General features: G+C 68.1%; 11 protein-coding genes. 6 read left to right on the forward strand and 5 right to left on the reverse strand.

What is annotated here, in order from left to right; all coding sequences use genetic code 11:
- The first annotated feature begins 70 nt into the window (after positions 1-70).
- The 5 genes from AC1D2E_RS19005 to AC1D2E_RS19025 all read left to right on the forward strand — a co-directional run bounded on the left by AC1D2E_RS19005 (position 71) and on the right by AC1D2E_RS19025 (position 5727).
- The gene (locus AC1D2E_RS19005; protein ID WP_478198830.1) at positions 71-1042 is read left to right on the forward strand and encodes a Bug family tripartite tricarboxylate transporter substrate binding protein; all 972 of its coding nucleotides are present in this window, start codon (positions 71-73) and stop codon (positions 1040-1042) included.
- A 1-nt stretch (position 1043) separates the two neighbouring features.
- Positions 1044-2657 carry a gamma-glutamyltransferase family protein gene (locus AC1D2E_RS19010; protein ID WP_478198831.1) on the forward strand — a complete coding sequence of 538 codons (1614 nt, stop codon included), beginning with the start codon at positions 1044-1046 and terminating at the stop codon, positions 2655-2657.
- 101 nt (positions 2658-2758) lie between these two features.
- Positions 2759-3676 carry a DMT family transporter gene (locus AC1D2E_RS19015; RefSeq protein ID WP_478198832.1) on the forward strand — a complete coding sequence of 306 codons (918 nt, stop codon included), beginning with the start codon at positions 2759-2761 and terminating at the stop codon, positions 3674-3676.
- A 16-nt stretch (positions 3677-3692) separates the two neighbouring features.
- On the forward strand, positions 3693-4490 hold the full coding sequence (locus tag AC1D2E_RS19020) for an SDR family oxidoreductase (protein ID WP_478198833.1): 798 nt from the start codon (positions 3693-3695) through the stop codon (positions 4488-4490).
- A gap of 250 nt (positions 4491-4740) precedes the next feature.
- On the forward strand, positions 4741-5727 hold the full coding sequence (locus AC1D2E_RS19025) for a quinone oxidoreductase family protein (protein WP_478198834.1): 987 nt from the start codon (positions 4741-4743) through the stop codon (positions 5725-5727).
- Between the two features lie 269 nt (positions 5728-5996).
- On the opposite strand, the gene AC1D2E_RS19030 is transcribed toward AC1D2E_RS19025, so the two are convergent.
- The 4 genes from AC1D2E_RS19030 to AC1D2E_RS19045 form a co-directional block, all read right to left on the reverse strand.
- The gene (locus tag AC1D2E_RS19030; protein WP_478198835.1) at positions 5997-7652 is read right to left on the reverse strand and encodes a Na/Pi cotransporter family protein; all 1656 of its coding nucleotides are present in this window, start codon (positions 7650-7652) and stop codon (positions 5997-5999) included.
- A 65-nt stretch (positions 7653-7717) separates the two neighbouring features.
- Positions 7718-8215 carry a signal peptidase II gene (gene lspA, locus AC1D2E_RS19035; RefSeq protein ID WP_478198836.1) on the reverse strand — a complete coding sequence of 166 codons (498 nt, stop codon included), beginning with the start codon at positions 8213-8215 and terminating at the stop codon, positions 7718-7720.
- Positions 8215-11058, reverse strand: a complete 2844-nt coding sequence (ileS, locus tag AC1D2E_RS19040) for an isoleucine--tRNA ligase (RefSeq protein ID WP_478198837.1) — start codon at positions 11056-11058, stop codon at positions 8215-8217. Before ileS ends, lspA begins: the two co-directional genes overlap by 1 nt.
- Positions 11059-11168: 110 nt before the next feature.
- Positions 11169-12206: a bifunctional riboflavin kinase/FAD synthetase gene (locus AC1D2E_RS19045; RefSeq protein WP_478198838.1), complete on the reverse strand. Its 1038-nt coding sequence runs from the start codon at positions 12204-12206 to the stop codon at positions 11169-11171.
- Positions 12207-12371: 165 nt separating this feature from the next.
- Between AC1D2E_RS19045 and AC1D2E_RS19050 the strand changes: the two genes are divergently transcribed.
- The gene (locus AC1D2E_RS19050; RefSeq protein WP_478172850.1) at positions 12372-12929 is read left to right on the forward strand and encodes an HNH endonuclease; all 558 of its coding nucleotides are present in this window, start codon (positions 12372-12374) and stop codon (positions 12927-12929) included.
- Between the two features lie 18 nt (positions 12930-12947).
- On the opposite strand, the gene AC1D2E_RS19055 is transcribed toward AC1D2E_RS19050, so the two are convergent.
- A partial coding sequence (locus tag AC1D2E_RS19055; protein ID WP_478198839.1) for an alpha/beta fold hydrolase occupies positions 12948-14225 on the reverse strand: 1278 nt, incomplete at its 5' end.

The following is a 14225-nucleotide window of genomic DNA, read 5'->3' on the forward strand; positions in this document are numbered from 1 at the left end:
GATTATCTGGCTTGATGTCCTGGCCTTGCATAGCATTCGATTTCATCTCCACAGGGACAGAATCCAGACCATGAAACGAATCAGGTTCCTTCAGGCCTGTGCCGCCGCGCTGTGCGTGGCCGCATCGCCCGCCGGCCTGGCACAAGGCTATCCAACCAAGCCGATCCGCCTGATCGTGCCCTTCCCGGCCGGCGGCGCCACCGACCTGTTCGCGCGCACGCTGTCGCAGAAGATGGGCGAGAAGCTCGGCACCACGCTGGTGATCGACAACAAGCCCGGCGCCGGCGGCGCGATCGGCTCCGACGCCGCGGCCAAGTCGCCGCCCGACGGCTACACGCTGCTGCTGGCCACCACCAGCACCCACTCGATCGGGCCGGCGATCACGCCCAAGCTGCCCTACGACACGGTGCGCGACTTCACGCCGATCGCGCACGTGGGCGACGCGCCCAGCATCATGCTGGTGCCGAACAACTCGCCGGCGAAGACCGTGCGCGAGTGGATCGACTATGCCAAGAAGAACCCGGGCAAGCTCAACTACGCGTCGAGCGGCAACGGCACCATCGTTCAGCTCACGGCGGAGCTCTTCAAGGCGCAGGCCGGTGTCTTCGTGACCCACATTCCGTACAAGGGCACCGCTCTGGCGATCCCCGACCTGATCACCGGCAAGGTCGACGTGCTGTTCGATTCGCTGCCGACCGGCATGCCGCACGTGCGCGACGGCCGGCTGCGGGCGCTGGGCGTGACGACGCTGAAGCGCAGCCCGCTGGCGCCGGAGCTGCCGCCGATCGCCGATGTGCTGCCGGGCTTCGAGTCGAATACCTGGTTCGGCCTGTACGGCCCGAAGGCCCTGCCGGCCGATCTCGTGACCCGCATCAACAGCGCCGCCAACCAGTCGCTGAGCGACCCGGAAGTGCGCGACAAGCTGGCACGGCTGGGCATCGAACCCACCACCAGCACGCCGGCGCAGCTCGCGAGCATGGTGGCGGAAGACGCCGCCAAGTGGAAGAAGATCATCATCGACAGAAAGATCACCGGCGATTGACATGAAGTTCGACTACGCAAACCCCTACACCTCCACCCGCATCCCGGTCTTCGCCCGCAATGTGGTGTCGACCTCGCATCCCCTGGCCGCCCAGGCCGGCCTGCGCATCCTGCAGCAGGGCGGCAACGCGGTCGACGCCGCCGTCGCGACCGCTGCGGTCATGACGCTGGTCGAGCCGGTCAGCAACGGCCTCGGCAGCGACGCCTTCTGCATCCTGTGGGACGGCAAGAAGCTGCACGGCCTCAACGCCTCGGGTTGCGCGCCCGCGGCCTGGACACCCGACTACTTCCGCAGCAAGTACGGCGCCGACGCCGCGACGCCGCCGATGCGCGGCATGGACTCGGTCACGGTGCCGGGCGCGGTCGGCAGCTGGGTCGCGCTGTCGGAGCGCTTCGGCAAGCTGCCTTTCGCCGATCTCATGGCGCCGGCGATCGAGATCGCCGAGCGCGGCTACCTGATGCCGCCGGTGGTGCGGCAGAAGTGGGCCGCCGCGACCCCGATCCTGCGGTCGCAGCCTGGCTTCGTGCAGAGCTTCCTGCCCTGGGGCCGGGCGCCGGAGGTCGGCGAGCTGTTCCGCTTCCCGGCCGCGGCGCGCGCCCTCAAGGCCATCGCGGCGACCCGGGGGGATGCCTTCTACGGCGGTGAAATCGCTGCGGCGCTGGAGAAGTTCTCGCGCGCGAACGGCGGCAGCCTGAAGGCGAGCGACCTTGCCAACTGGAAGCCGGAGTGGGTCGAGCCGATCGCCCAGGACTACCGCGGCCACACGCTGCACGAGATTCCGCCGAACGGCCAGGGCATCGCGGCGCTGATCGCCCTGGGCATCCTCGAGCACTTCGACATCGGCTCGATCCCGGTCGACTCCGTGCGCTCGCAGCACCTGCAGATCGAGGCCATGAAGCTGGCCTTCGCCGACACCTACCGCTACGTGTCCGAGCCATCGTCGATGGAGGTGACACCGCTGCAAATGCTCGATGGCGCCTACCTCGCCTCGCGTGCCAAACTCATCGACGTGAACAAAGCGCAGGACTTCAAGGCGGGCAACCCGGTCAAGGGCGGCACCATCTACCTTACGGCGGCCGACGAGAGCGGCATGATGGTGAGCTTCATCCAGAGCAACTACATGGGCTTCGGCTCGGGCTGCGTCGAGCCCGAGTTCGGCATCAGCCTGCAGAACCGGGGCCACGGCTTCAGCCTGAACGACGGCAGCCCGAACCTCGTGGCGCCGGGCAAGCGCCCGTTCCACACCATCATCCCGGCCTTCCTCACGAAGGACGGTGCGCCGGTGATGAGCTTCGGCGTGATGGGCGGCAACATGCAGCCGCAGGGCCACATGCAGACGCTGGTGCGCATGCTCGACTACCAGCAGAACCCGCAGGCGGCCTGCGATGCGCCGCGCTGGCGCTTCAACGCGGGGCTCGAGATCAACGTCGAGTCGGCGATGGCGCCGGCCACGGTGCAAGGCTTGTCCGCGCTCGGCCACAAGGTCGACGTCATCAACGACTCCTACCAGGACTTCGGTGCCGGCCAGTTCATCTGGCGCGCGGGAGACCCGGCGGTCGAAGGCTACGTTGCGGCCAGCGACGCCCGCCGCGACGGCCTGGCTGCCGGGTTCTAGATGGCCTGCGACGGGAGGACCTCCGACGGCGAGGCTCAGGCCGGCGCCGGGCCGCTCCCAAGGCGGCCTGCGGCCCCCTCGGGGGGCAGCGAGTACACGCAGTGACGGAGCGTGGGGGCCACTTCGCCGCACGCAAGAATCTCGCGCCGGGCCTGGCGCTCGCCACCTTCGGCGCGATCGCCTTCAGCGGCAAGGCGATCATCGTCAAGCTGGCCTATCGCTACGGCGTCGATGCCGTGACGCTGATCATGCTGCGCATGCTGTTCGCGCTGCCGCTGTTCGCGCTCATGGCGTGGTGGGCGGGGCGCGGCAAGCCGGCGCTCACGCGGCGCGACTGGCTTGGCGTGGTCGGGCTCGGCTTCTCGGGCTACTACCTGTCGAGCTTCCTCGACTTCGCCGGGCTGGCCTACGTCACGGCCAGCCTCGAGCGGCTGATCCTGTACCTCAATCCGACGCTGGTGCTGCTGTTCGGCTGGATCGTCTACCGGCGGCGCATCACGCGCTGGCAGTTCGCAGGCATGGCCATCAGCTATTCGGGCGCGCTCCTGGTGTTCGGCCACGAGCTCAGCCTGGGCCAGAGCGCGGCGGCCGCGTGGGGCGCCTTCCTGGTGTTCCTGAGCGCGGTGAGCTATGCGATCTACCTGGTCGCCAGCGGCGAGTTCGTCAAGCGGCTCGGCTCTCTGCGGCTGGTCGGGCTGGCCACCAGCGTGGCCTGCCTGCTGTGCATCGCCCAGTTCCTGCTGCTGCGGCCGATGGGCGCGGCCTTCGAGGTGGCGCCCGAGGTGATCTGGCTGTCGGTGCTCAACGCCACGCTGTGCACCGCCGTGCCTGTCCTCGCCGTCATGATGGCGATCGAGCGCATCGGCCCCGCGATGGCGGCGCAAACGGGTATGGTCGGGCCGATGTCGACGATCCTGATGGGGGTGCTGCTGCTCGGCGAGCCCTTCACCGCCTGGATCGCGGCCGGCACGGTGCTGGTCATCACCGGCATTTTTGTCTTCACACGAATGGGGCGCTGAGCCCGAAGGAATCAACATGGATCTGGGAATCGCAGGCAGGACGGCACTGGTGTGCGGCGCCAGCAAGGGACTGGGCTACGGCTGCGCCGAAGCGCTGGTGCGCGAGGGCGTCAACCTGGTGGTCGTGGCGCGCGGCGCCGAGGCGCTCGAGGTGGCGGCAAGGAGCCTGCAGGCCACGGCGGCGGCCAACGCGGCCAAGCCCTTCGTCAAGCATGTGGCGGCCGACATCACGACCCCCGATGGCCGTGCCGCGGCCTTCGCTGCGCACGCCGACTACGACATCGTGGTCACCAATGCCGGTGGCCCGCCGCCCGGCGATTTCCGCGACTGGGACCGCGAGGCCTGGATCAAGGCGCTGGACGCCAACATGCTGACGCCGATCGAGCTGATCAAGGCCACGGTCGACGGCATGGCGGCGCGCGGCTTCGGGCGCATCGTCAACATCACCTCGAGCTCGGTGAAGGCGCCGATCGACATCCTCGGCCTCAGCAACGGCGCGCGCAGCGGGCTCACCGGCTTCGTTGCCGGCGTTGCGCGTACCGGTCTCGCGGCCGAGGGCGTGACGCTCAACAACCTGCTGCCGGGCTCCTTCGACACCGACCGGCTCAAGGGCACGCTGGCGGGGGCGGCCAAGAAGACCGGCCAGGACATCGACGCCATCCGCGCCAGCCGGCAGAAGAACATACCGGCGGGCCGCTTCGGCACGCCGGCGGAATTCGGCGCCATCTGTGCCTTCCTGTGCAGCGTGCATGCCGCCTACGTCACCGGCCAGAACGTGCTGGCCGACGGCGGGGCGTATCCCGGGACGTACTAGGCTCGCCCCCAGGTTGCCGGCACTTCGTGTCCGGCGCCTCGAGTCGCTGCCAGAGGCAGCGGCCCTTCGGAGCCGTCCAAGCCTGCGCAGGCAGGCTTGGAGCCGCGGCTCCTCAGCCCCCTGCCGGGGGCAACACCAGCGGCCTGGCGAAGCCAGTTCCGCGGTGTTTCACCAACGGGCCTGGCTGCGCCGGCCACGACACGGCGAGTCGTTGGCGTGGCAGCATAGGCGACTTATCAGGAGCAGCATCATGAGCAAGAGCAAGGCAGTGCGAATCGACCGCAACGGCGGTCCCGAGGAACTCAAGATCGTCGAGGTCGAGGTCGGAGATCCCGGCCCGGGCGAGATCCGGATCCGCCACAAGGCGGTCGGCCTGAACTTCATCGACACCTACCAGCGCAGCGGGCTCTATCCGTTCCCGATGCCGCTGCAGCTCGGCATGGAAGCCTCGGGCGTGGTCGAGGCGGTGGGCGAGGGCGTCACGCACCTGAAGGCCGGCGACCGCGCGGCCTATGCCAGCGCGCCGCCCGGCTCCTATTGCGAGCTGCGCGTCATGCCGGCCAAGAACGTCTGCAAGCTGCCCGAGGCGATCTCCTTCGAGACCGGCGCGGCGATGATGCTGAAGGGCCTGACGACGCAGTACCTGCTCAAGAAGACGCTGCCCGCCGAAGGCCTGCAGCCCGGCGACTTCATCCTGTTCCATGCCGCGGCCGGCGGCGTCGGACTGATCGCCTGCCAATGGGCCAAGGCGCTGGGATTCCAACTGATCGGCACCGCCGGCACCGATGCCAAGTGCCGGCTCGCGCTGGCCCACGGGGCCGCACACGCGATCAACTACAGCACCGAGAACTTCGCCGAGCGCGTGAAGGAGATCACCGGTGGCATGGGAGTCAAGGTGGCCTACGACTCGGTCGGCAAGGACACCTTCGAGGGCTCGCTGGCCTGCCTGCGGCCCTTCGGCCTGCTGGCGGTCTTCGGCAACGGCTCGGGGCCCGTGGCGGCCTTCAACCTCGGCACATTGGCCAAGGGCTCCTACTACGTCACGCGTCCGACCCTGTTCACGCACATCGCCACGCGCGAAAGCACGCAGGCGATGGCCGACGAGCTGTTCGCGGTGGTCGAGAGCGGCGCCGTAAAGATCCCGATCGACCAGCGTTACGCCCTGGCGGACGTGCAGCAGGCGCACCGCGATCTCGAGGCGCGCAAGACCACCGGCTGCACGATCTTCACGTTGTAGCTCGCCCCCAGGTTGGGCTCACTGCGTGTAGCCCGCCCACCCCCTACCGGGGGCGCAGTCAGCGGCCCGGCGAAGCCGGTTCCGCGACTGCCCACGAACAGGCGTGCGCTGCGCGCCGCCGTCGAACAACCACAGCGCCAGCATTCACCGGCCGGCGCAGCCAGGCCCGTTGGTGAAACACCGCGGAACCGGCTTTGCCGGGCCGCTGGTGTTGCCCCCGGTAGGGGGTGGGCGCCCCGACACGAAGTGCGGGGCAACCTGGGGGCGAGCTAAAGTGCATTCAGCCGCGATTCGCGCATGCGGGTCGGGGCCAGCGCGCCGGCCGACTCGAGGATCGGGTAGGCGATCGAGCAGATGTGCGAATTGATGCGCTTCAAGTCGCTGATCAGGTCGATGTGCAGCGAGCTGGTCTCGATGCTCAGCGTGGTCTGGTCCGACAGGCGCCCGAGATGGGTGGTGGCGTAGGCGCGTTCCAGGTCTCGGAAGCGCGCCTTCTCCTCGAGCAGCTTCTGGGCGTCGCGCACGCTGCCGTTCAGGAAGACGCTCATGCTGAGCCGCAGGTTGGCTACCAGGCGCTCGTGCAGTTCGACGATCTCGCGCATGCCGGCCTCGGAGAAGTTGCGCTGCGGCTTGATCTTCTTGTCCTCGATGTCGATGATCACGCGCTCGATGATGTCGCCGATCTGCTCCATGTTGATGGTGAAGCTGATGATGTCGGTCCAGCGCCGGCTCTCCTCTTCGCCCAGGGCCTCGCGCGAGATCTTCGTCATGTAGTACTTGATGGCCGAGTACAGCTGGTCGACCGTGTCGTCGAGCTTGCGCAGTTCCTGGGCCAGGCGCAGGTCGTTGTTGCGGATCACGCCGAGCACGCCGATCAGCATGGTCTCGACCACGTCGGCCTGGTGCAGCGCCTCGCGCGCGGCGTTCGAGATGGCCAGCGTCGGCGTCGACAGGGCCGAGGGGTCCAGGTGCTGCGGCCGCTGCGTGGCCGCCGGTTCGACAGGCACGGGCAGCAGGCGGGTCACCAGCTTGGCAACCCAGTTGGTGAGCCCGATGAAGCCGACGCTCACGAGCACGTTGAAGGACAGGTGGTACAGCACGACGAATTGCGTGGCGTCCGAGATGTAGGGCCTGACCTCGCGCAGCCAAAGGCCGACGAAAGGCGCCGCGATCGCCACGCCGAGCAGCTTGAAGACCAGGTTGCCGACCGTGACCTGGCGCACCGAGACCACCGACTTGGCCGTGGTCAGCACCGCCAGCAGGCCGCTGCCCAGGTTGGCGCCGAGCACCAGGCCCATCGCCACATCGAGCGGCACCACGCTCGAGCTGGCCATCGCGGCCACCAGCAGCACGACCGCCAGGCTGGAGTAGGCGACGATCGCGAGCGCGGCGCCGATCGTGATCTCGAGCAGCACGTCGCTGCCCAGGCTGCCCAGCAGCTCGCGCATCGCCTGGCCCTCGAACAGCGGGCCGGTGGCCGCCACCACCAGCTGCAGTGCGAGCAGCATCAGGCCCAGTCCGATCAGCACCCGTCCGACCCGGCCGGCCACGCTCGACGGCCGCGTGATGAACAGCACCACGCCGACGAAGATGAAGAGCGGCGACAGCCAGGACAGGTCGGCCGAGAACAGCACCGACATCAAGGCCGTGCCGATGTCGGCGCCGCGCATCACGGCCAGCGCGGCCGGCAGCGTCACCAGGCCCTGGCCGACGAAGGACGAGGTCATCAGGGAGGTCGCGGTGCTGGATTGCACCAGGGCCGTCACGCCGATGCCCGAGAGGGCCGCCGTGAAGCGGTTGCGCATGCTGTGGACCAGGATCCTGCGCAGGTTGGCCCCGAAGACGCGCAGGACGCCGGTGCGAACGAGATGGGTGCCCCATACCAGCAGCGCCACCGCCGCAAGTAAATTCAACAGATGCTTCATGGAAGCAGGGGACTATAGACCAAGCCCCCGGCGGATTCATCCCGCCTGCCTGCCTGTGGCCGCGGCTACTTCCTTCGGACGCGCCGGAGTTCGTCGAGGATCAGGCAGAGGGCGCCGAGGGTGATGGCACTGTCGGCGACGTTGAAGGCCGGAAAGTGGCGCCCGGCGATGTGGAAGTCGAGGAAGTCGACCACGTAGCCGTGCATCATCCGGTCGATCACGTTGCCGACGGCGCCGCCCAGGATGGCGGCCATCGAGAACGAGAACAGCTTCTGGCCGGCATGCGACTTCAGCATCCAGATGATGAACACCGCCGCCGCCACCCCGATGGCGGTGAAAAACCAGCGTTGCCAGCCGGCCGCATCGGCGAGGAACGAGAATGCCGCGCCGGTGTTGTGGGCCCGGACCACGTTGAAGAAGCTGGTGACGTAGGTCACGTCGCTGTACTTGTAGTAGCCCAGGATCAGCGTCTTGGTGAACTGGTCGACGATCACGATCACCAGTGCGAGGCCGAGCCAGGGCCAGATCCCCAAGCCCGACTTGCCCGAAGGTTTGCGGGCCATCAGGCGAGCATCCTTTGCTCTCCGGCGCCGTACAGGTTGCTGGTGCAGCGGCCGCAGAGACCCGGGTGCGTCGCATCGTGGCCGACGTCGTCGCGCCAGTGCCAGCAGCGCTCGCACTTGGTCGCGGTGCTCGCGGCCACCTGTGCCGACAGGACATTGCCCGCCGCCAGCGCGACCGCCGAGGTGATCAGCACGAATTTCAGGTCCTCGCCGAGCGAGGCCAGCAGCGCGTGGTCATCGGCGGGTGCCGTGATCGTCACGTTGGCCTGCAGCGAGGAGCCGACCTGGCCGGCCGTGCGCACGGTCTCGATCTCCTTGTTGACCGCATCGCGGATCTCGCGGATGCGGCTCCACTTGGCCAGCAGCGCCTCGTCGGGCGTGCCGAGGTCGCTGTAGGTCTGGACGAAGATCGAGCGGCCGTCGCCGCAGAACTTCCAGGCCTCTTCGGCCGTGAAGCTCAGGAACGGCGCCATCCAGCGCAGCATGGCTTGCGTGATGTGCCACAGCGCGGTCTGGGCGCTGCGGCGTGCGGGCGAGCCGGGCGCGGTGGTGTAGAGCCGGTCCTTGAGCACGTCGAGGTAGAAGGCGCCGAGGTCCTCGGAGCAGTACACCTGCAGCTTGGCGACCACCGGGTGGAATTCGTACACCTTGTAGTGCGCGAGGATCTCGGCCTGGAACTGGGCGGCGCGGCTCAACGCATAGCGGTCGATCTCAAGGAGCTCGCCGAGCGGCACCGCATCCTTCGCGATGTCGAAGTCGCTGGTGTTGGCCAGCAGGAATCGCAGCGTGTTGCGGATCCGCCGGTAGGCATCCACCACGCGTGCCAGGATCTTGTCGTCGCCCGCGATGTCGCCCGAGTAGTCGCTCGCGGCCACCCACAGGCGGGTGATCTCGGCGCCGAGCTTCTTGTTGACCTCTTGCGGGTCGATGCCGTTGCCGAGCGACTTGCTCATCTTGCGGCCCTGGCTGTCGACCGTGAAGCCGTGCGTCAGCAGGCCGCGGTAGGGCGCGCGGCCTTCGAGCGCGCTGGCGATCAAGAGCGACGAATGGAACCAGCCGCGATGCTGGTCATGGCCTTCGAGGTACAGGTCGGCCTCGGGGCCGGTGGCGTGGTGCACGTTCGGGTGGGTGCCGCGCAGCACGTGATAGAAGGTCGAGCCCGAATCGAACCAGACCTCGAGGATGTCGGTGCTCTTGGTGTAGTGCGGCGCGTCCTCGGCGCCGAGGATTTCCTCTGTGGTCACGCGGCTCCAGGCCTCGATGCCGCCCTGCTCGACGATGGCCGCGGCCTGGTCGAGGATCTCCATCGTGCGCGGATGCAGCTCGCCCGAATCCTTGTGCAGGAAAAACGGGATCGGCACGCCCCAGCTGCGCTGCCGGCTGATGCACCAGTCGGGCCGGTTGGCGATCATGTCGTGCAGCCGCGCCTTGCCGTTCTCCGGATAGAAGGTGGTCTCTTCGATCGCGGCCAGCGCGGTCTGGCGCAGCGTCTGCGGCGCCTTGTCCTTGGTGAACACGCCTTCGCCCTCGTCCATGCGGATGAACCACTGGGCGGCCGCACGGTAGATCACCGGCGTCTTGTGGCGCCAGCAGTGCGGGTAGCTGTGGGTGATGGCCTCGGTGGTCATCAGGCGGCCGGCATCGCGCAGCGCCTGGATGATCACCGGCACGGCCTTCCAGATGTTCTGCCCGCCGAACAACGGGAAATCGGGCGCGTAGGAGCCGTTGCCCTGCACCGGATTCAGGATGTCGTCGTACGCCACGCCGTGCGCGATGCAGGAGTTGAAGTCGTCCACGCCGTAGGCCGGCGAGGAGTGGACCAGGCCGGTGCCGTCGTCGGCGGTTGCATAGTCGGCCAGGTAGACCGGCGACAGGCGGCGGTAGCCGGCGTCGACGTCGTACAGCGGATGCTCGAATTCCAGCCCGCCGAGCTTCTCGCCCTTGACCGTGGCCAGCACGGTGCCATCGAGCGCATAGCGGTTCATGCACATCTCGACCAGCGAGGCGGCCAGAACCAGCAGGCCGCGCTCGGTGTCGACCAGCGCGTAGTCGAGCTCGGGGTTCAGGTTGATGGCCTGGTTGGCCGGGATGGTCCAGGCGGTGGTGGTCCAGATGACCGCGAAGGCATCCTTCGCGAGCGCGGGCAGACCGAAGGCGGCGGCCAGCCTGGCCGGGTCATGCGCCTTGAAGGCGACGTCGAGCGTCTGCGACTTCTTGTCCGCGTACTCGATCTCGAACTCGGCCAGCGAGGAGCCGCAGTCGAAGCACCAGTACACAGGCTTCAGGCCGCGGTAGACGAAGCCGCGCTCGATCACGCGCTTGAAGGCGCGGATCTCGCCGGCTTCATTGGCGAAGTCCATGGTCTTGTACGGATGGTCCCATTCGCCCAGCACGCCCAGGCGCTGGAAGTCGGCCATCTGCTGGGCGATCTGCTCGGTGGCATAGGCGCGGCTCTTGGCCTGCATCTCGTCGCGGCTCAGGTTGCGGCCGTACTTCTTCTCGATCGCGTTCTCGATCGGCAGGCCGTGGCAGTCCCAGCCGGGCACGTAGAGGGCGTCGAAGCCTTCGAGCTGGCGCGCCTTGGCGATCATGTCCTTGAGGATCTTGTTCACCGCGTGGCCCATGTGGATCTGGCCGTTGGCATAAGGCGGGCCATCGTGCAGGATGAACTTGGGCGCGCCGTGGCGGGCGTCGCGCAGGCGGTGGTAGAGGCCTTCGTCGTTCCATTCCTTGACCCAGCCCGGCTCGCGCTTGGGCAGGTCGCCGCGCATCGGGAAGCGGGTGTCGGGCAGGTTCAGCGTGGCGCGGTAGTCGGTGGCGCCGTCGGTCTTGTTGTCAGCCATGGAAGTTCCAGAAATCTGCGCTGCCTTGCAGCGCTCGGGGATCGAGGGGGGCATGCGGCCCCTGGCTTCCCAGGGCGGCCGAACGCGGCGGAAAAGCGACGGTTTCCGCTCTAAATTCGGTCGCGCGTGGTCTGGCGATGGGTCTCGGCGTGGGTGGATGCAAAGAAGGCGCGCGCGTCGCGGCCATCCTTCGCGATGCCCGCCGTGAGGGCCTCGAGGCTGGTGTAGCGCAATTCGTCGTGCAGTTTGTGCAGCAGTTCCACGCGGACGATTTTACCGTAGGCCCCCTCGCTGCCGAGTTCGGCCGGCCAATCGAGGCAGTGGGTCTCGAGCAATACCCGTCCGGCGTTGACGTCGTTGGCGTCCAGCGAGGGCCGCACGCCGAGGTTGGCCACGCCCGGCAGCGGTGTCGCGGCCAGACCATGCACCAGCACCGCGAAGATGCCGCTGGCGGCCGGTTTCCAGTGCTTGAAGCGCAGGTTGAGGGTCCGGAAGCCATCGTCGCGCCCGGGTTCCGAGGCCCCCAGCGCACGGCCGAGCTTGCGGCCGTGGACCACGTGGCCGGAGATGGCATAGGGCCGGCCCAGCAGCGCCTGGACGTCGGCCATCCGCCCTTCGGCCAGCGCTTCGCGCACCGCCGAACTCGACACCCGCAGGCCGTGCACCTCGTAGCTGTTCATCCGGGCGACATCGAAGCCGTGCTGCTCGCCGGCGCGGTCGAGCATCGCGTAGTCGCCGGCCCGCTTGGCGCCGAAGCGGAAATCGTCGCCGACCAGCACGTAGCGTGTGCCCAGGCCCTCGATCAGCACGTGCTGGATGAATTCTTCCGGCGTCTGGGAGGCCAGCCGGGCATCGAAGGGCAGCACGATGGTCTGCGCCACGCCGCCGGCCGCGAGTTCGCTGAGCTTGTCGCGCAGGGTGCCGATGCGCGCCGGCGCCAGCTCGGGCCGCTTGGTGAGGGCCGCGAAGTAGTCGCGCGGGTGCGGCTCGAAGGTCAACACGCAGCTCGGCAGCCCGCGCAGGCGGGCCTCGGTGTTGAGCAGCCCCAGCATCGCCTGGTGGCCACGGTGCACACCGTCGAAATTGCCAATGGTCAGGGCACAGGCCGGAGCCACGCCCGGATGCCTGAAGCCCCGGAAAACCTGCATCGTCTGGTATCTTTTTGATAGCACTTTGCGCCCATGGAATGGGCACATCAGGGCCTTTTTGTCACAAAGCCGGTATATTGTGACGCACTGCGTCGTGCGCAAGCCCATCGGGCGAGCGTCATGTCCTGGTCTTTCCGTGGTTCTCTTTGATTGAGGAGGCGTCTGGTGAAGGTCTTGAAGCTGTCGGCCCAAGGGCTGCCCCAATCGTGGATTTCGCTCGAACAGGCGGTGATCCACTACGCCTCCGACGAGGTCCGGTGGGAGGTGGGCGCGCAGGTGGCTGTATTCCGCGGCGGCCACAACGCGGTCACCGGCCAGCAGTCGCAGATCGCGATCAACAGCATCATCGGCACCAAGGGCGTGCCGCGCATCAATCCCTTCACGCAGCGCCCGGGACTCACCAACAGCAAGCTTTTCGCGCGCGACCGCAACATCTGCGCCTATTGCGGCGGGCATTTCCATGAAGAAGAACTCACGCGCGAGCACATCATCCCGTTCGCCCAGAAGGGCATCGACACCTGGATGAACGTGGTGACGGCCTGCCGGCCCTGCAACCATCGCAAGAGCAGCCGCACGCCCGAGCAGGCCGGCATGGCGCTGCTCTATGCGCCCTATGTGCCCAGCCTGTGGGAGGACTTCATCCTGCGCAACCGCCGCATCCTGGCGGACCAGATGGAGTTCCTGATGGCGCACCTGCCGCAGAGTTCCCGGCTGCACGGGTAGTCGCGCAGCGGGCGCGCGTCAATAGGTCAGCTCGAGGACGCTGATCTCGCCTTGCGCGGCGGGCCAGGTCCGCCCGACCACTCTTTCGCCGTTGAATTCGGCTTCCACCGACCGCGGTACCTCGCTGTCGAGCTTGATCTTCGCGCTCGACACGCCCGCTCCCTTCGGCGGGACGCCGGGCAGGGTGGTCTGGCCAACGAAGCGAAGCCGGTCCCGTTCGGCATCGAAATAACCGCGTGGCCGTGTGAAGATCACCAGCGCCCGCGCATCGCGGTCGGTCTCCGCGATCCGTTCCGGGCGCAGCTGGACGATGCCGCTCGAACGTGGGAAGGCGCTTCGGTAGATGTGCGTGGTGGCGTAGCCGGGCGCCGCGATCACGAACTCGCAGGCGGTGTCCGGTCGGCCCGTGAAGGGTCCCCAGCGGCCGTCCGGACCGATGGTCTGTTCCCAGGCCGCCGGCCCCTGCCGGGTCCCGGTGGCCGGGTCGATGGCGAACACCGACAGGCGGGCGCCCGTCAGCGCCAGGTTGTTGGGAAAGCTGCCGCTGGCCGGGTTGGCCGGGTCGAGGCCCAGTCCCGTGACCCTGCCGGACAGTGCCACGGAGGCTTCCGGCACCGGTTGCAGGGTGCGCGGCGCCTCGCCGGTGACGAAGCGCCAGGTGGCCTCGAAGGCGGCGGGCGAGAACGAAGTCTCGCGGTGATCGACGCGCGGCAGCACCAGGTTCGTGGCCCCCTTGAGCGCCGGTCCGTCGAATCCGACCCGTGTCGGCTGGCCCTGGCTGCCGATCCACAGGCCGTCCGGCTGGGCGTACTTGTCGTTGTTGTCCGAGCGCAGCGTGAGCCATTTCACGCCGGGCGTCACTTCGTGGCCCTCGGCGTTCTTCGGCGCATTGAGCCGCTGCATGAAAGGGCTCAATCCGGAGAACTCGCTGCCCTCCAGCCGCCCCTTGACGGCCCAGATGCCGTGCGCCGGATTGCCGCCCAGCACCACGTGGCTCACCACCCGGTCGCCGCCGCCGTTCTGCACGTAGTTGCGGATCGTGTTGCCGCCGCGCGAGTTGCCGATCAGCACCACTTTGGTGGCGCCGGTGCGCTTCAGCACCCGGTCGACCTCGCCTTGGAGGAAGGCCATCGATTCGGCGGTCGAGCTTCGGCCCGGCTGGGCCACGCCGTCGTCGTCGCGCGCCAGCGGGAAAGGCTGGTCGAGCGCGATCAGGCGGTCGCGCGGCCAGCCGTTCGACTCGAAGCGCCAGATCGTGGTCTGCCAGAGGGCCGCCGAGTCGCCGTTGCCGTGCAC

This window comes from Variovorax sp. P1_H2, assembly GCF_056405295.1.

Excerpts from the sequence above, each read along its gene's own strand:
- AC1D2E_RS19020 (WP_478198833.1), top strand. The coding sequence starts at position 3,693 with ATGGATCTGGGAATCGCAGGCAGGACGGCACTGGTGTGCGGCGCCAGC.
- AC1D2E_RS19005 (WP_478198830.1), top strand. The coding sequence starts at position 71 with ATGAAACGAATCAGGTTCCTTCAGGCCTGTGCCGCCGCGCTGTGCGTG.
- lspA (WP_478198836.1), bottom strand. The coding sequence starts at position 8,215 with ATGGCCCGCAAACCTTCGGGCAAGTCGGGCTTGGGGATCTGGCCCTGG.
- AC1D2E_RS19025 (WP_478198834.1), top strand. The coding sequence starts at position 4,741 with ATGAGCAAGAGCAAGGCAGTGCGAATCGACCGCAACGGCGGTCCCGAG.
- ileS (WP_478198837.1), bottom strand. The coding sequence starts at position 11,058 with ATGGCTGACAACAAGACCGACGGCGCCACCGACTACCGCGCCACGCTG.
- AC1D2E_RS19045 (WP_478198838.1), bottom strand. The coding sequence starts at position 12,206 with ATGCAGGTTTTCCGGGGCTTCAGGCATCCGGGCGTGGCTCCGGCCTGT.
- AC1D2E_RS19010 (WP_478198831.1), top strand. The coding sequence starts at position 1,044 with ATGAAGTTCGACTACGCAAACCCCTACACCTCCACCCGCATCCCGGTC.
- AC1D2E_RS19030 (WP_478198835.1), bottom strand. The coding sequence starts at position 7,652 with ATGAAGCATCTGTTGAATTTACTTGCGGCGGTGGCGCTGCTGGTATGG.